The organism is Micrococcaceae bacterium Sec5.1 (assembly GCA_039636795.1).
Lineage (GTDB): Bacteria > Actinomycetota > Actinomycetes > Actinomycetales > Micrococcaceae > Arthrobacter.
On sequence record CP143430.1, the window covers coordinates 3,976,657 to 3,993,422 of the forward strand.

The following is a 16,766-nucleotide window of genomic DNA, read 5'->3' on the forward strand; positions in this document are numbered from 1 at the left end:
GCGCAAGAGGGCAGAAAAAAGCCCTGGCCACGAGTGACCAGGGCTTTTCGAACAGGCTGTTAGTGCTTGTGGCCTGCGTGTGCGTCTTCTTCCTCGGCCGGCTTTTCAGCAACCAGGGTCTCGGTGGTGAGAACCAGGGCAGCGATGGAAGCGGCGTTGCGGAGTGCGGAACGCGTGACCTTGACGGGGTCGATCACGCCAGCGGCGATCAGGTCCTCGTACTCGCCGGACTTGGCGTTGAAGCCGTGGTTGGCTTCGAGTTCGGAGACCTTGGAAACGACGACGAAGCCGTCGAAGCCGGCATTCTGGGCGATCCAGCGCAGCGGCTGGACCAAGGCGCGACGGACGATGCCAACAGCTGCTGCTGCGTCACCTTCCAGTGCCTTGACGGCCGGGGACTCATCCAGCGCCTTGAGGGCGTGGATGAGGGCGGAACCGCCACCGGAAACGATGCCTTCTTCAAGGGCAGCACGCGTGGAGGAAACGGCGTCCTCGATGCGGTGCTTCTTTTCCTTCAGCTCAACCTCGGTGGCTGCGCCGACCTTGATAACGCCGATGCCGCCAGCCAGCTTGGCAAGACGTTCCTGCAGCTTCTCGCGGTCCCAGTCGGAGTCTGTGCGGGTGAGCTCGGCACGCAGCTGGGCCACGCGGTCGGCAACGTCCTGCTCGGTTCCGGCGCCATCAACGATGGTGGTGTTGTCCTTGGTGACCGTGATGCGGCGTGCCGTACCCAGTACCTCGAGGCCAACAGTGTCCAGCGACAGTCCAAGGTCCGGGGAAACAACCTGGGCGCCTGTGAGCGTCGCAATGTCCTGGAGCATGGCCTTGCGGCGGTCACCGAAGCCTGGAGCCTTGACGGCCACAACGTTCAGCGTGCCGCGGATGCGGTTGACGATCAGCGTGGACAGGGCTTCGCCTTCGATGTCTTCGGCGATGATGAACAGCGGCTTGGAGGCCTGCAGCGCCTTCTCCAGCAGCGGCAGGAAGTCCTGCAGCGAAGAGATCTTACCCTGGTTGATCAGGATCAAGGCGTCTTCGAGGACGGCTTCCTGGCGTTCCGCGTCAGTGACGAAGTACGGGGAAAGGTAGCCCTTGTCGAACTGCATGCCTTCGGTGAGGACGAGTTCCGTCTGGGTGGTGGAGGATTCTTCGATGGTGATGACGCCATCTTTGCCCACCTTGCCGAACGCCTCGGCCAATAGTTCGCCAATTTCGTCGCTCTGTGCGGAGATGGCGGCAACGTTGGCAACCTGGGTGCCTTGCACTTCGCTTGCGTTCTCCAGGAGGCGGGCTGCGATGGCTTCAATGGAAACCTCGATGCCGCGCTTGATCTCGCCAGGAGCGGCACCAGCAGCAACGTTGCGCAGGCCTTCCTTGACCAGTGCCTGCGCCAGCACCGTAGCGGTGGTGGTGCCGTCGCCAGCGACGTCGTTGGTCTTGGTGGCTACTTCCTTGGCCAGCTGTGCACCAAGGTTCTCGTAGGGGTCGTCAAGCTCAACTTCGCGGGCGATCGTCACGCCATCGTTGGTGATCGTGGGAGCGCCCCACTTCTTGTCCAGCACGACGTTGCGGCCGCGCGGGCCAAGCGTCACCTTGACAGTGTTGGCGAGCTTGTCGATACCGGCCTCAAGAGACCGGCGGGCAGCATCGTTAAAAGCAAGCTGCTTTGCCATGGTTGTGTCCTTTCAAGACAGAAAACCCGCACCGCAGAAGGTCGGAATGATTCCAACGCGGCTGCGGTGCGGGGCTCCAGGAAGTTACTTTACGACGATCGCAAGGACGTCGCGGGCGGACAGAACGAGGTACTCGTTGCCGCCGGTCTTGACTTCGGTTCCACCGTACTTGGAGTAGATGACGACGTCGCCAACAGTTACGTCAACCGGCACGCGGTTGCCGTTGTCATCGAAGCGGCCGGGGCCGATTGCAACAACTTCGCCTTCCTGCGGCTTCTCCTGCGCGGAGTCCGGAATTACCAGGCCGGAAGCCGTGGTCTGCTCTGCTTCGAGCGGGCGAACAACAATACGATCCTCAAGAGGCTTAATCGAGACCGACACTCGGACTCTCCTTTTCATGAGCTGATTCATGGACTAAGAACTAGGGTGCCGTGGCGTGCAACCGTCGTCGCGGTGCCGGTGACGCCTGGCGTGATTAGCACCCTCCGGGGGAGAGTGCTAACACGACTCTATGTAAGCGTTAGCACTCGGTCAAGGTGAGTGCCAGAATTTCGTCCTGAGTGAACTCCCGTTACCGACCGGTGAGGTCGTCCAAATCGTAGTCTTCGCCGTCGTCGTCCTCATCTGCAGGGGCGGATCCGCGGTTCAAATACAGCACGACGGCGGCCGCCAGGGCCACGACGCCGGAAATCACCAAGGCGATAATCCCGCCAATGCGGGCCCCACTGTAGAGCTCCCGGATGTCGCGGGCTTCATCAGTAGCGTCATTCACGCTCTTGCCCGTCACGGAGTACGCCGCAGCGTTGAATGAGTCCAACGCGAAGATGACGATCAGCAGGCCAATGCAGATTACAGCGATCACGGCCCCCGCGATCAAGGCAGGACGGGCAAAAGCCACGAGGGATCGACCGGAGGAATGCTCTGAAGCTCCCGGGGCAGTGGAGTGGTTCCCGCCCGGGTTGTTTGTGTCGGAGGGCTGCGGAGCTGCGTTGTCTTCCATGAAAACAACCCTATCGTCGCTGGTTCCCAACTCACGGCGTCATGGCGGGCGCCGTTAGGCTTGATCCCATGTCTCACGCACCGCAGGAACAGATCGCACCCTTGCTGACCACTGAAGGATGGGAACTCCTTGCCTCGCTGGGGCCGTACCGCGAGGCCGATGCATTCAGCGTGAACGCGGACCTCCGAAAAGCAGGCCACTCCCCTGAACTCGTGGCGGCGGTACTGACGCAGTCCAGGCTCCGGACGCGCGCCGAGGCCAAGTTCGGCGAGTTCGCCCGTCAGATGCTGTTCACCCAGGCTGGACTCGAGCAGGCAACCCGACTCAACGTGGCGGCCCGGCACGCCGAGCGTTTTGCCAAGGCCGGCATTTCCCACGTAGCCGACCTCGGCTGCGGCCTCGGAGCTGACTCCATGGCCTTGGCCTCGATGGACATTGCCGTGACCGCCGTGGAAATGGACGAAACCACTGCCGCCTGCGCCACGATCAACCTCATGCCCTTCCCGCACGCCACGGTGGTGCATTCGGATGCTACGTCGGTGGACCTGGACGGGATCGACGGCGTGTGGCTGGATCCCGCACGACGCACAACCTCCACGTCCGGGACCAAGAGGATCTGGGATCCGGAAGCCTTCTCTCCCCCGTTGTCGTTCGTTGAAGGCCTGGCCGCGGCCGGCCGTGCAGTGGGAGTCAAGATGGGTCCGGGGATGCCACACGATTCGGTTCCGGCGAACTGTGAAGCGCAGTGGGTCTCCGTAGGCGGCGACGTCACTGAGGTCACCCTGTGGTTCAACGCGGTGGCCCGTCCCGGGGTCCGTCGCGCGGCACTTGTCATCGGCTCGCAGGGCGCTGCCGAGCTCACCAGCGGCGAGGATTTCGACGGCGGCCCGGCAGCCGCCGTCGGGCCTGTTGAAGGGTTCCTCTACGAACCGGACGGTGCGGTCATCCGCGCAGGGCTGGTGGCCGACGTCGCAGAACGCCTTGGCGGGCACCTGGTGGACGAACATATCGCCTACATCTGCGCCCCGGAACTCCATGACTCGCCTTTTGCCCGCGCATACAAGGTGCTGGAAGTGATGCCTTACAACGTGAAGGCGCTCAAAGCCTGGGTCAAAGCGAATGGCGTCACGGTGCTGGACATCAAGAAGCGTGGCACGGCCGTCACTCCCGAAGAACTGCGGAAGCAACTGCTTCCCTCCAAGCGCGACACCAAGCCCGCAAAAACGGCCACCCTGGTCCTCACCAGGATTGGCGAGGAAAGAGTGGCCGTGGTGGTAGAGCCTGTGACCTTCTAGACCACGTCAGCGACGGGAGAACTCTGAGGCTTCGCGGACCTGGTCAGCACTCGGGCGGACACCCGTGTACAGGACGAACTGTTCCTCCGCCTGGATGGCGATAACTTCGGCTCCCGTGATCACCGGCTTGCCTGCTTGACGGGCCGCTGTGATGAGCGATGTCTCGGAGGGGAGGGCGACGACGTCGAACACTATCTTCGCAGCGGCAATGGTTGCGTCGTCAAAGGACTGTGCCCGTTCGTCCGCGCCCGCCATCCCCAACGGCGTGACATTGATGATGAGGTCCGCCGTTGATCCGTTGACGTCGTCCTGCCAGCCGAAACCATAAAGGTCCGCGAGCGCACGTCCGGTGGTTTCGTTGCGGGCCACGATTGTCACGGACGTAAAGCCTGCATCGCGGAGAGCTGCGGCCACCGCTTTTGCCATTCCTCCTGCTCCACGCAGCAGCACCGTGTGGCTGTTGGGTACTTTGTGGTCCTTCAGCAGGCGGGCAATGGCTATGTAGTCGGTGTTGTAGGCCGTGAGGACGCCGTCGTCATTGACAATCGTGTTGACCGAGTCGATGGCCCTTGCCGATGGATCCATTACATCAACCAGCGGGATGACAGCTTCCTTATAGGGCATGGACACCGCGGCTCCCCTGATGGGGAGGCCGCGGATGCCAGCCACTGCAAGAGTGATGTCCGCTGGGGCGAAAGCCTTATAGACAAAGTTCAGTCCGAGCAGATCGTACAAATAATTGTGGAACCGGGTCCCGATGTTGCTGGGCCGGGCCGCAAGCGAAATGCACAGGGACATGTCTTTGTTCAGGATTGGCATTCACCCATTAAACAACGGCCTCTTTACGCTGCCGTTCTCTTAGCCCTGGCGGGCCTTCATGCGCGGGTTGTTCTTGTTGATGACGAACGTGCGCCCACGCCGCCGGACGATCTGTGCACCCGCCAGCAATCACGCATGCTCCGGCTGCACTAGACTTGAGCCGACCGCTGACGGCCCCGCAGCGGGTTGCGTCCAGCTGAAACTCCAGCAGAAACAAGCAACGAGGGGACTACGTGCAGATTGAGTTTGCGCCATCCAGGCAATCGACACTGGGTGTGGAATGGGAGTTGGCGCTCGTCAATGCACGCACCGGGGAACTGGTCTCAGTCGCGAACGACGTCCTCAAGGGCGTGGCCGCGAACCACCCGGACCTCAACGAAGACGACGAACACCCCCATATCAAGCGCGAACTGCTCCTGAATACCGTGGAGCTCGTTACCGGAATCTGCGAAACGGTCAAGGAAGCCAAAGAGGACCTCAGCCGCTCTCTCGCCGCTGTCCGCGAAGTCACAGATCCCATGGGAGTCGAGGTGTTCTGCGCAGGCAGCCATCCCTTCAGCCCTCCCCTGCTCCAGCCGGTCACCGACAAGGAGCGCTACGCCAAGCTGATCGAGCGGACCCAATGGTGGGGACGCCAAATGGTCATCTACGGAGTCCACGTCCACGTGGGCATCGATCGCCGGGACAAAGTACTCCCCATCCTGGACGGCCTGGTCAACTACTTCCCGCACTTCCAGGCCCTTAGCGCTTCCAGCCCCTTCTGGGCCGGCGAAGAAACCGGCTACGCATCCCAGCGCGCCCTCATGTTCCAGCAGCTCCCCACCGCTGGCTTGCCGTTCCAGTTCGAAACCTGGGAAGCGTACGAGTCCTATGTCCAGGACATGTTCACCACAGGTGTCATCGATGCCACCTCTGAAATTCGTTGGGACATCCGACCCGTCTCCAACCTGGGCACTATCGAGATGCGCATTTGCGATGGCCTCGCCACACTAGAGGAAGTGGGCGCGATCGCAGCACTGACGCAGTGCCTCGTGGACGAGTTCTCCTCCATCCTCGACGCCGGCGGCAGCATCCCCACGATGCCGCCATGGCACGTCCAGGAAAACAAGTGGCGTGCCGCCCGCTATGGCATGGAAGCCATCATCATCCTCGATGCCAAGGGCAACGAGCAGTTGGTCACCGAGCACCTGGCAGAAACCGTCGCACGCTTGGAACCCGTGGCAGCCAAGCTCGGGTGCTCTGAGGAACTGGCCGACGTCCTGAAGATCATCGAACGCGGCGCCAGTTACCAGCGCCAGCGCCGCGTGGCCGCTGAACACAACGGGGACCTGCAGGCAGTGGTCATGGATCTCGTGCAGCAGATGCGCAAAGGCCCGGACGCTTAAGTCCAGGAAACTTACGCCGCCACCGACACCGTAGTAACGGGCATGGAGGAATCCGGCGCGAAGGCTATTCCGCTGGGCCCGATTCCGGCCATGATCAGTTGAGCACCAAGTGCTGCCACCATGGCACCGTTGTCCGTGCAGAGATCCAGCGGCGGCACGTGCAGCTTGATGCCCGCCGACACGCACCGTTGACCGGTTAATTCACGCAGCCTTGAGTTGGCGGCAACGCCACCACCGAGCAGCACGTCAGTGATGCCGTTCTCCTTGCAGGCCAGGACCGCCTTGGAACTAATGACGTCCACCACGGCTTCCTGGAATGCCGCTGCAATATCGGCTACAGGTACTTCCTCACCGCGGGCTTCGAATTGCTCCACGCATCTGGCCACCGCGGTTTTCAGGCCGCTGAAGGACCAGTCGTAGCGATGCGGTCCCTTTTCCTCCGCCGTGCCCATGTATTTGGGCTGGCTGAGGCCGCGCGGAAAGCGGATCGACTTGGGATTGCCCTGACGCGCCAGCTTATCGATCGCTGGACCACCGGGGTACCCAAGGCCCAGGATCCGGGCCACTTTGTCGTAGGCTTCGCCCGCGGCGTCATCGATGGTGGAACCCAGAAGTTCCACGTCGTCCGTGATGCTGCGGATGCGGAGGATCTCCGTGTGGCCACCCGAAACCAGAAGTGCACCGAGGTTCTGCGGCAACTGGCCGGCACCCAAGCCGGCGGCAGCACCGGCGTCGGGCCTTGCCTCCAGCAGCCCCACGCCAACGTGCGCTACAAGGTGGTTGATCGCGTAGAGCGGCTTGCCCGTGGCGACGGCCAAGGCCTTCGCGGCGCAGACACCCACCATGAGCGCGCCGGCCAGGCCGGGACCGGAGGTGACAGCAATGGCATCGATGTCCTCCAAGGTCACCCCGGCTTCGTGCAGCGCTTCCTGGAGGGTGGGGACAAAGGCGTCAAGGTGGGCGCGCGAAGCGATCTCCGGGATGACGCCACCAAAGCGCACGTGCTCATCCATGGACGAGGACACCGTGTTGGTCAGCAGCGTTGTACCGCGCACGATTCCGACGCCCGTTTCGTCGCAGGACGATTCGATGCCCAGCACCAACGGCTGCTTCGGCTGTTCCGGGTAAGCGCCGTTCACGCGTTGGCTCCTTCTGTGGAATGTGGCTCTTTGAGGGGCAGACGCATGATCAACGCGTCCGTACCGTCCCGGTAGTACCGGGGACGGACGTGGATCTGTTCGAATCCGAAGCGCAGATACAACTGCTGTGCGCGGGGGTTATCCGCACGCACTTCCAGCAGGACGTCCGCCGCACGACGCCGCCGCGACTCTTCAATCAGTTCGGTCAGAATGGCAGAACCGATGCCCTTGCCTTCGAATTCGGGAACGACGGCGATCGTCTGGACGTCCGCGATCGGCTCAATGCACATCAAGCCGGCGTACGCCACGATCTGGCCCGCAACCTCGGCCACGACATAACGGCGGGTCTCCGGCTGGGACAACTCGTCGAAGAACATTTGCAGCGGCCAGGCATCCACGGGGAACAATCGTCGTTCCAAGGCTTCCACGGCCGGGACGTCAGCCTCCGTCATGTCGCGCAGGGAAACTCCGGCGAGCTCCAGGTTGGGCGAAAGTTTCACAGTTCCCCTTTCATCACAGGGCACGCTTCCTGGGACCCGGCACTTGGGCGTCCGATTCGCGCAAGTACAAAGGCGTGGAGTCCAGGAGTTCCTGCCCTGCCGTTAACCGGGCCAGCGCGACCTGGCCAAGGGAGGCCGCGTCCGGCTGTGTGTCCGCAAAGTCTTCGTCCGCGCGGACAACGTCGGCATACAGGCCAGCGCCCGCACCAAACACGGGCAGGTCCGGTAATTCCGAGGCGAAACCAACATGCGGTCCGTCGATGAGCTGCGGTAGCTGGCCCTCTTCCAGGACGTAGCGTGCCCAGTAGACCTCTTTACGCCGGGCGTCAGTGGCCACCAGGAATTCGGGAACAGCGGCAGTGGACTCCGCTACTTCGAGGGCGATCGCATCAAGGCTCATCAGGCCATACAGCGGCTTGTTCCAGACGAAGGCCAGGGTGCGTGCGGTTGCAATACCCGAGCGCAACCCGGTAAACGGTCCGGGCCCCACCCCTGTGACGATCACGTCAATGTCCGCGCCGGTGACCCCTGCTCGGGCCAGGAGTTTCTCGATGCCGGGCGCAAGGACTTCGGCATGGCTTCGCGTGTCCTCAGTGGCGAAGGAATCCAGCACGCCTTCCATGGCAACGTCCGAAATCAGCGCAGCACTGGCCACTGCAGAGGTATCGATGGCCAGGATCAGCATCAGTGGCCTCCTTCAGAGATCGTGGTTTCAAGAAGCTTCGGAGCCTCGGCCCAGCGTGGGCCGAAACAGCGGAAAACGATGGTGCGCGGTTCGTCGTCGTCATCAGTGTCAAAGTCCAGGACCGTGCCGCTGTCCGCAACATTGGTGGCCGGCACAACGCCTGCGCCACCTACAGATCGGTGAAGATCAACTTCCAGGCGGCTGTCCGAGAGGTGCTCCACCCGGTCCCTCCCCCACTCCACCACCGTTACGGACGAGTCCATGGTGTTCTCGAGATCAATGTCATCGATCTCGGCGGCCGATTCCAGCCTGTAGGCATCGACGTGGACCAGGTCCGGGCCACCGGGGCGCGGGCCATCCGGAAGGTTGGGATGGATCCGAACCAGCACGAACGTAGGCGAGATGATCCCGGCACGCACGCCCAAGCCCTCTCCCAGCCCCTGGGTGAAGGTCGTCTTCCCCGCACCCAACTCTCCGGTCAGGACAAGGAGGTCCCCCGCCTGAAGCACCCCGCCCAGTGCTGCACCGAGCGCGTGGGTCTGCTCCGACGTCGTGACCTTCAGGCTGCGTTCCCACAGCGGTTCGCTTGGTTCGATCAGTGGTTCGTTCACAGCTTCGCCGATTCCGATGCTGTCTGGGTATCGCGTTGTACCTTCGGTTGTGCCTCCGGCCGCGCCGGAGCCTCGTTGACATAGGTGCGGGGCACGCGGGGGCTGATGCGCGTGACGATCTCGTAGTTGATGGTTCCCGCTGCGGCCGCCCAATCATCCGCGGTGGGGCCGCCATCGGCACCGTCGCCGAACATGACGGCTTCAGTGCCCTTGAGTCCGGCAGCTTCTTCAGGGGTGAGCGGTCCAAGATCAATCACCATCTGGTCCATCGCGATCTGGCCCACCACAGGGTAGTTGACGCCGTTGACGCGAACTGGTCCGCCCGTGGCGATACGCGGGACACCATCGGCATAGCCCAAGGGAATCAGGCCCAGCGTGCTCTCCTGGCTGGTGTGGTACTTCAGGCCATAGGAAACGCCTTGCCCTTTCGGCACCTTTTTGCAGTTGGAGAGGAGTGTGCGGACGCTCATGGCAGCGTGCAGGCCAAGTTCGGCGGAGGTAACCCCTTCGAAGGGCGACAACCCGTAGATGCCGAGCCCGACGCGGATGAGGTCAAAGTGCGAATCCGGCCGGGACAGGGCTGCGGGAGTGTTGGCGATATGCCTGACCTCAGTATCGACGCCGGCATCCTCAGCAATGGCGAGCGCGTCACGGAAAACCGCCAATTGCTGATCCGTTTCGGGCCGGTGAGGCTCGTCGGCCACGGCAAGGTGGGAGAAAATGCCAACGACGCGAAGCAGGCCCTCGTCCTGGTATTCCATGGCCTGGCCCACCAACTGGTCCCAGTCGCTGATGGGGCAGCCGTTGCGGCCCAGCCCTGTGTCCACCTTCAGATGGACCCGCGCGGGACGCTCCTGTTCGCGGGCGGCCGCCACGACGGCGTCGAGTTCCCAACCGGAAATCCCGACGTCGATGCCGGCGGCAACTGCGGCTTGGAAGTTGCTTTCACGGGTGTGCAGCCACGCCAACAGGGGTGCTTCAATGCCGGCGGCACGTAAGGCGAGCGCCTCGGAAATGTGGGCGACGCCGAGCCAGGCCGCTCCGGCGTCGAGGGCGGCACGTGCCACCTGCAAGACGCCATGGCCATAAGCGTCGGCCTTCACCACAGCCATGACGGAAGCCGGGGAGGCAATAGCAACAAACTGGCGAACGTTGTGCCGCACGGCCTCAAGATCGATCACGGCGGAACGCTCCAGCACCGCTGACTTGGCTATGGAGGCCTTGGACCCGATCCCGATATCTGCAGCTGCTTCGTAAGTCACCCTAGAGATTCTAGTGGTGTGGGTGAAGAGGGGTTAACTGCCGGCTCTGCTACTGGGCATCTGACAAGTGGGCGATCGTGGCGCGGGCTCGCCGTTGGGCTTCGGCGGGGATGTCCTTCACGATCGGCTCAAGGAAGGCGAAACGCCGCAGCCACTGGCTCGATTGGCGTTCCTTCCTCGCGTTGGCACGCTGCCACCAGTCCGCGATGTCGCCCCAGCCAGGTGCAGCGAGGGATCCGCCAACTTGTTGTACGGCCAGCGAGGCACAGAGGTTCGCGAACCGGAGGCGGTCCCCCAATCTCCACCCTGCCAGAGAGCCCACAATGAAGGCTGCCCCGAAACAATCACCGGCGCCGGTCGGATCGTACGCAGACACAGGCAACGACGGCACCCATTCCTCTTCGCCCGTCTCCGAGTCCACGGCCATGGCGCCCTGCGCACCTAATGTCACCACAGCCACTGGAACGCGATCGGCCAAGGAATACAGCGCAGCCCAGGGATCAGTCTTGCCAGTGAAGGCCATGGCCTCCGGCGCGTTGGGCAGGAAAGCGTAAAAGTGTTCCAGTTGGTCCAGCCTGCGCTGGGACCACTCTCCGCTCGGGTCCCAGCCCACCACGCCGAAAAGCTTGGTTCCCCCTGTCTTCGCCGCCAACATCCACGGTTCCAACTCCTCGTCCAGATCCGCGACGGCGGCGAGTGCCTTGGGCGGCTGTCCGATCAGCTCCGAGGCCTTGATCGGCGCCGGGTGCCCGTGGGTGACCATGGATCGATCCTGGTTCACGCACATGGACACCGTCACCGGCGAGTGCCAGCCCGGGACGCGGCGCGACAGGGACAAGTCCACGTGCTCCTGGCTTTCAAGGATCTGCCAGTTGTAATCCCCGTAACCGTCGTCGCCAAACGCTGCCGCCAGGTTGGTCCTCAGGCCAAGCCGGGCTGCTGCGATCGCTTGGTTGGCAACCCCGCCCGGGCAGCTGCCCATGCCTTCGCTCCACACTTCAGTGCCGGGCTCGGGAGAATGCGGGAGTCCCGTGAAAATGATGTCCTGGAAGACCGTTCCTGCCAGGAGAAGGTCGCATTGGCCATCGCTCTCCGTGCGCACGGCGGCAAGGGGATCAAAACGTCGCTGGGGCATAGCGTCCATGCACGGCACACTACGCTGCGCCTTCCGGGCTGCATAGACTCGGATCATGCGGCTCATGATCGCCGGTGGCGGCGGATTCCGGGTACCCCTTGTGTACCGTGCCTTATGTACGGGTCCGTTCGCAGGACTGGTGGACGAGGTGGTGCTCTACGACGTCGATCCCGCACGTCTCGCGGCCATCGAAGCTGTCCTCCGCGATATGCCCACCCCGGAAGGCTCCCGGCCCGCCGTCGTGATTTCCACGGACCTGTTGCAGGCACTCAAGGGCACCAATATGGTCTTTGCGGCGATCCGCCCTGGTGGAACGGAAGGCCGGATCGCGGACGAACGCGTGGCCTTGGACCTGGGTTTGCTGGGCCAGGAGACCACGGGCGCGGGCGGTATCTCTTACGCCCTCCGCACCATTCCGCACATGCTGGAGCTTGCCGAGGCCATGCTGCATCACTGCCCGGATGCGTGGCTCATCAACTTCACCAACCCCGCCGGGATGGTGACCGAGGCACTCGTGCCGGTGCTGGGACGAAAGGTCATTGGGATCTGTGATTCCGCCGGCGGCCTGGTCCAGCGCGCGGCACGGGCTGCCGGTTCGCCCCTTCAAGAAGGAACGCTCGACGGCGTGGGCTACTTCGGGTTGAACCACCTCGGCTGGCTATACCGGCTGGCACCCGGTGGCCGGGACCTCCTGCCTGGCCTGCTATCGGATCGTGGGGCGCTCGAAACAATCGAGGAAGGGCGTTTGTTCGGCCAGCACACCCTGGAGAAACTCGGTTGCCTGCCCAATGAATACCTTTACTACTACTACGAAACCGAGCAGGCGACGCAAGCCATCCTGAAGCAACGCGAAACACGCGGGGCGTCCATCCACCAGCAACAGAGCTCCCTCTACCCTTCCCTTGTGGAGTCCTCGAACGCCTACGCCATGTGGGATGCGGCCCGGCGCTCCCGCGAGGAAGGCTACCTGGCCGAGGCCCGCACACGCGGGGAGCACCGCGACGAGGAAGACCTCGCCGGGGGCGGCTATGAGCGTGTGGCGTTGTCCGTGATGCGGGCTCTATCCGGAGGTGGGACCGCCCAGTTGATCCTCAATGTCCCCAATTCACCCGTCTCCCCGTCCTCGGCTGGTGAGGCGGGAGTCGCCGTGCCCGGGCTGCCGGGGGACGCCGTCGTCGAAGTTCCCTGCGAGGTAACGCCCGACGGCGCCCTGCCGCTTGCGCAGGAACGGCCCGGAGGCCAGTTCCTCACCCTGATGCAACACGTCAAGGAAGTGGAGCGGCTGACGGTCCGGGCAGTGCGGGACGGTGACCGCGACGCTGCAGTGGAAGCCTTTGCCGCCCACCCGCTGGTAGGTTCGGCGTCGCTGGGCGCGCAACTCCTTGACGGCTATGAGGCAGCCTTCCCGGATCTGCGGGGACTCTGGAAATGATTTGTGTGGGCTCCTAGAGCTTCCGGTACATCACGTGCAGGCCGACGTAGCCGATTTCAGGGTGATCGAAGGCCTCAGGGACCGTGGCCAGGATGCGGAAACCCATCGATTGCCACAACCACACAGCCCGGACGTTACTCTCCACAACGGCATTGAATTGCATGGCGCGGAATCCTGCTGTTTTGGCTTCCTGCAATGAGTAGGCACACAGCGCCCGTGCAATTCCCTGGCCAGAATGTTTGGAGCTCACCATATACCCGGCGTTCGCCACATGGCTGCCGCCACCGGCCTGGTTCGCGTGGAACTCGCCGGTGCCCAGGACCTCGCCTCCGGGGTGCGGCCCATCCGCAGTACGCACCGCCACAAACGTTTGGCCGGGCGCTTCCTTCATCCACTTCAAACGGGCAGCTTCTTCAGTGGTGTCGCGGTCCCAGGTGAAGGTCTCCCCCTCACGGAGGATGGGCTCCATGACGGACCAGATACCGGGCCAATCTTCGGATGTGGCTGGGCGAATGTCGAAAAGGGTTTCTTGGCTCACAGCGCACACGCTAGCAGCCTTGTCCACTTAGCCGGGATTGCTTGTCCACATAGCCGGGATCGGCGCCATGTAGTGCTCGGCTTCAGGAGTAGTGTTTTCTGCAGGGCAAAAGTGGTTTGGCTTCAGAAGTTGGCTTCACGCGAAGGAGGAAAGTGTGCCGTTGATCCGGCGGGTGGCATTCCTATCACTGCACACCTCCCCCATGGAGCAGCCAGGGGCAGGTGACGCTGGGGGGATGAACGTCTATGTGCGGGCCCTGGCCCTCGCACTGGCGGAGTCCGGCGTAGAGGTAGAGATTTTTACCCGTTCCACCAAAGCCGGCCAGGCCGCCGTCGAACATCCCGGTCCAGGTGTATGCGTCCACAACGTCCTGGCCGGACCGCGGCGGAAAGTCCCGAAGGAAGAATTGCCTGCCCTGCTCCATCAGATGGTGGAGCAGATCGATCGAATCCGGCACGAGCAACCGAACGGCCGCTACGACGCCATCCATTCGCATTACTGGGTGTCCGGGGTTGCGGGTCTGGAACTGTCTGAGCTCTGGGGTGTTCCGCTGATCCACACCATGCACACCATGGCGAAGGTCAAGAACCTTGTTCTCGAGTCCGGTGAGCGCCCCGAGCCGCGGCGTCGGGAGGAGGGCGAGCAGAGGATCGTTGATGGAGCTAGCCGTCTCATCGCCAATACAGCTTCCGAGGCAGACGAGCTGGTCTCCCACTACGGTGCAGATATCGACAGGATCGACATCGCGCCTCCGGGGGTCGACCTCCAGATCTTCACGCCGTCATTCCGTCGTAAATCCCGAGCCCAGCGCGATGTCAGGCGGGACAGTTTCCATATTCTGTTCGCGGGCCGGATCCAACGGCTCAAGGGTCCCCAGGTCTTCGTCAAAGCAGCCGGCATCCTGCGAAAGCGCAGGCCAGACATCGATTTGGAAATGACCATTCTGGGCTCGCTCAGCGGCGCCAAGGACTTCAACCTGCAGCACATCATCGAGGAGGCCGGGCTGGCTGACATCGTCACGCATCGTCCGCCGGTTGTAGCGCCCGAGCTTGCCAGCTGGTTCCGCTCCGCCGACGTCGTAGTGATGCCCTCTTTCAGCGAATCCTTCGGACTTGTGGCCTTGGAAGCACAAGCGTGCGGGACCCCCGTGGTAGCCACCAACGTTGGTGGGCTCTCACGCGCCATCTCCGATGGCCGGACAGGCATCCTCGTGGATGGTCACGATCCTTCCGACTGGGCTGATGCCCTTGAGGATTTGTACGACGACGTCCAGACACGCGAGGACATGGGCCGTTTGGCCGCAACCCATGCCGAATCCTTCGGCTGGCAGCGCACTGCTGCGATCACTTTGGAAAGCTACCGCGAATCTGTCAGCGGCCTGCTGGTCCCCCGGCGGTGAACCTCACGCAGTTACTGGCTGTTGACTGATAGATTGTCGCGCACAGCGCAGGCGGGCGCGGAGCGTCTGCCCACACAGCGTAAGCACTAAGCCGAAGGACAACGATGTCTGAAAACAAGGGCCTGAGCGATCTTGAGATAGCCCATAGCGCCACCATCCTGCCCATCGAAGAGATTGCACGACGGGCGGGCATCAACGTGGACGCATTGGAACTGTATGGGCCTTACAAAGCCAAGATCAATCCGGCCAAGCTTGTGCTCCCTCAGGGCAAGGCGCCCGGCAAGGTAGTCCTCGTTTCAGCCATGTCCCCCACCCCTGCGGGCGAAGGCAAATCGACAACCACTGTAGGCCTCGCCGATTCCCTCGCACGCGCCGGCCACAAAGTGATGATCGCGCTCCGCGAACCGTCACTTGGGCCCATCCTCGGCATGAAGGGAGGAGCAACTGGAGGCGGCTACTCACAGGTACTGCCCATGGACGATATCAACCTTCACTTCACTGGCGACTTCCACGCCGTCACCTCGGCCAACAACGCCCTCATGGCACTCGTGGACAACCACATCTTCCAAGGCAACCACCTCGGAATCGACCCCCGCCGCATGACGTTCAAGCGGGTCATCGACATGAACGACCGCTCCCTACGGGAAATCATTATCGGGCTCGGCGGTCCCGCCCAGGGCGTACCCCGGCAAGATGGCTTTGACATCACAGTGGCCTCCGAAATCATGGCCGTTTTCTGCCTGGCCACGGACTTGGACGACCTCCGCACGCGCTTGGGCCGGATCACCTTCGGCTACACCTTCGACCGGCAACCGGTAACTGTTGCGGACCTTGGTGTGGAAGGTGCCCTGACATTGCTCTTGAAGGATGCCATCAAACCAAACCTTGTCCAGACCATCGCCGGGACGCCGGCGCTGGTCCACGGTGGCCCCTTCGCCAACATTGCCCACGGCTGTAACTCGCTCATCGCAACGCGGACTGCCCAGCAACTTGCCGACATCGTGGTCACCGAGGCCGGATTCGGCGCGGACCTGGGTGCCGAAAAGTACATGGACATCAAGTCGCGCATCGCTGACGTGGCGCCGTCCGCCGTCGTTCTTGTTGCCACGATCCGTGCGCTCAAGATGCAAGGCGGAGTTCCGAAGGACAAACTCAGCGAGCCCAACGTCGACGCCGTGGCCGCTGGGGTGGAAAACCTCAAACGCCATGTTGGGAATGTTGCCAAGTTCGGTATCTCGCCGGTCGTCGCCATCAACAAATTCGCCACCGACACCGACGAAGAACTTCAGTGGCTGCTGACGTGGTGCGCAGCGGAAGGCGTGGAAGCCGCCGTCGCCGATGTCTGGGGCCGTGGCGGCGGAGGCGACGGCGGGGACGAGCTCGCATCCAAGGTGGCGGCGGCAGTGCAAGGGCCATCAAATTTCCACCACTTGTATTCGCTGGAGCTTTCTGTGGAGGACAAGATCCGGACGATAGTGCAGGAGATCTACGGCGCCGACGGCGTTGAATTTTCCGTTCCGGCACAGAAGCGGCTTGTCGACATCCAAAAGAATGGGTGGGGTGGCCTGCCCGTCTGCATGGCCAAGACGCAATACTCATTCACCGATGATGCGTCAAAGCTCGGGGCGCCAAAGGGATTCCGGGTACACGTGCGCGAACTCATTCCAAAAACAGGCGCGGGCTTCATCGTCGCGCTGACCGGAGCCGTCATGACCATGCCCGGCCTGCCCAAAGAACCGGCCGCCATGCGCATGGACGTCGATGCCGACGGCAAACCAACGGGCCTCTTCTGACCTTCTCTCACATCGTGGCCGCTTTCCTCCGATCCTCTATCACCTCCAGGCCACTTTCCACCGATGCTCTATCACCTCCAGGCCACTTTCCACCGATGCT

16 protein-coding genes and 1 pseudogene are annotated in these 16,766 nt (G+C 62.8%); 5 read left to right on the forward strand and 12 right to left on the reverse strand.

Annotated features, from left to right (window positions below; genetic code table 11):
* Positions 1-59: 59 nt before the first annotated feature.
* The 3 genes from groL to VUN82_18115 form a co-directional block, all read right to left on the reverse strand.
* Positions 60-1,673: a chaperonin GroEL gene (gene groL / locus VUN82_18105; protein XAS70985.1), complete on the reverse strand. Its 1,614-nt coding sequence runs from the start codon at positions 1,671-1,673 to the stop codon at positions 60-62.
* 84 nt (positions 1,674-1,757) lie between these two features.
* Positions 1,758-2,054 (reverse strand): co-chaperone GroES, encoded by a 297-nt coding sequence (gene groES / locus VUN82_18110; GenBank protein ID XAS70986.1) that lies wholly within the window; start codon positions 2,052-2,054, stop codon positions 1,758-1,760.
* 190 nt (positions 2,055-2,244) lie between these two features.
* Positions 2,245-2,673 carry a hypothetical protein gene (locus VUN82_18115; GenBank protein ID XAS70987.1) on the reverse strand — a complete coding sequence of 143 codons (429 nt, stop codon included), beginning with the start codon at positions 2,671-2,673 and terminating at the stop codon, positions 2,245-2,247.
* Between the two features lie 68 nt (positions 2,674-2,741).
* Here VUN82_18115 and VUN82_18120 point away from each other — a divergent pair, with 68 nt between their 5' ends.
* Positions 2,742-3,968 (forward strand): class I SAM-dependent methyltransferase, encoded by a 1,227-nt coding sequence (locus tag VUN82_18120; protein XAS70988.1) that lies wholly within the window; start codon positions 2,742-2,744, stop codon positions 3,966-3,968.
* Between the two features lie 6 nt (positions 3,969-3,974).
* Here VUN82_18120 and VUN82_18125 read toward each other — a convergent pair whose 3' ends face one another.
* A complete protein-coding gene (locus tag VUN82_18125) occupies positions 3,975-4,787 on the reverse strand; it encodes a shikimate 5-dehydrogenase (protein ID XAS70989.1) in 813 nt (270 codons plus the stop codon).
* 39 nt (positions 4,788-4,826) lie between these two features.
* Positions 4,827-4,913, reverse strand: a pseudogene (locus VUN82_18130) (ribosomal protein bL36).
* A gap of 107 nt (positions 4,914-5,020) precedes the next feature.
* Between VUN82_18130 and VUN82_18135 the strand changes: the two are divergent.
* Entirely contained in the window at positions 5,021-6,172 is a 1,152-nt protein-coding gene (locus VUN82_18135) for a glutamate--cysteine ligase (protein ID XAS70990.1), read from the forward strand.
* An 11-nt stretch (positions 6,173-6,183) separates the two neighbouring features.
* On the opposite strand, the gene tsaD is transcribed toward VUN82_18135, so the two are convergent.
* The 6 genes from tsaD to VUN82_18165 are packed head-to-tail and all read right to left on the reverse strand — an operon-like array spanning position 6,184 to position 11,513.
* On the reverse strand, positions 6,184-7,311 hold the full coding sequence (tsaD, locus tag VUN82_18140) for a tRNA (adenosine(37)-N6)-threonylcarbamoyltransferase complex transferase subunit TsaD (GenBank protein ID XAS70991.1): 1,128 nt from the start codon (positions 7,309-7,311) through the stop codon (positions 6,184-6,186).
* Positions 7,308-7,811, reverse strand: a complete 504-nt coding sequence (gene rimI / locus VUN82_18145; protein XAS70992.1) for a ribosomal protein S18-alanine N-acetyltransferase — start codon at positions 7,809-7,811, stop codon at positions 7,308-7,310. The genes tsaD and rimI overlap by 4 nt, the downstream gene beginning before the upstream one ends.
* A 13-nt stretch (positions 7,812-7,824) precedes the next feature.
* On the reverse strand, positions 7,825-8,496 hold the full coding sequence (tsaB, locus tag VUN82_18150; protein XAS70993.1) for a tRNA (adenosine(37)-N6)-threonylcarbamoyltransferase complex dimerization subunit type 1 TsaB: 672 nt from the start codon (positions 8,494-8,496) through the stop codon (positions 7,825-7,827).
* Positions 8,496-9,107, reverse strand: a complete 612-nt coding sequence (gene tsaE, locus VUN82_18155; GenBank protein XAS70994.1) for a tRNA (adenosine(37)-N6)-threonylcarbamoyltransferase complex ATPase subunit type 1 TsaE — start codon at positions 9,105-9,107, stop codon at positions 8,496-8,498. Before tsaE ends, tsaB begins: the two co-directional genes overlap by 1 nt.
* Positions 9,104-10,369, reverse strand: a complete 1,266-nt coding sequence (gene alr / locus VUN82_18160) for an alanine racemase (protein ID XAS70995.1) — start codon at positions 10,367-10,369, stop codon at positions 9,104-9,106. Before alr ends, tsaE begins: the two co-directional genes overlap by 4 nt.
* Before the next feature lie 49 nt (positions 10,370-10,418).
* Positions 10,419-11,513: a carbohydrate kinase family protein gene (locus VUN82_18165; GenBank protein ID XAS70996.1), complete on the reverse strand. Its 1,095-nt coding sequence runs from the start codon at positions 11,511-11,513 to the stop codon at positions 10,419-10,421.
* A 46-nt stretch (positions 11,514-11,559) separates the two neighbouring features.
* On the opposite strand from VUN82_18165, the gene VUN82_18170 reads away from it, so the two are divergent.
* Positions 11,560-12,936, forward strand: a complete 1,377-nt coding sequence (locus VUN82_18170) for a 6-phospho-beta-glucosidase (GenBank protein ID XAS70997.1) — start codon at positions 11,560-11,562, stop codon at positions 12,934-12,936.
* A 13-nt stretch (positions 12,937-12,949) separates the two neighbouring features.
* Here the strand turns inward: VUN82_18170 and VUN82_18175 are convergent, their stop codons facing one another.
* The gene (locus VUN82_18175; GenBank protein XAS70998.1) at positions 12,950-13,483 is read right to left on the reverse strand and encodes an N-acetyltransferase; all 534 of its coding nucleotides are present in this window, start codon (positions 13,481-13,483) and stop codon (positions 12,950-12,952) included.
* A 145-nt stretch (positions 13,484-13,628) separates the two neighbouring features.
* Between VUN82_18175 and mshA the strand changes: the two genes are divergently transcribed.
* Both mshA and VUN82_18185 read left to right on the forward strand, forming a co-directional pair.
* Positions 13,629-14,873, forward strand: coding sequence for a D-inositol-3-phosphate glycosyltransferase (mshA, locus tag VUN82_18180; GenBank protein ID XAS70999.1), 1,245 nt, complete (start codon positions 13,629-13,631; stop codon positions 14,871-14,873).
* A 104-nt stretch (positions 14,874-14,977) separates the two neighbouring features.
* Positions 14,978-16,666, forward strand: coding sequence for a formate--tetrahydrofolate ligase (locus VUN82_18185; GenBank protein XAS71000.1), 1,689 nt, complete (start codon positions 14,978-14,980; stop codon positions 16,664-16,666).
* Positions 16,667-16,766: the final 100 nt, after the last annotated feature.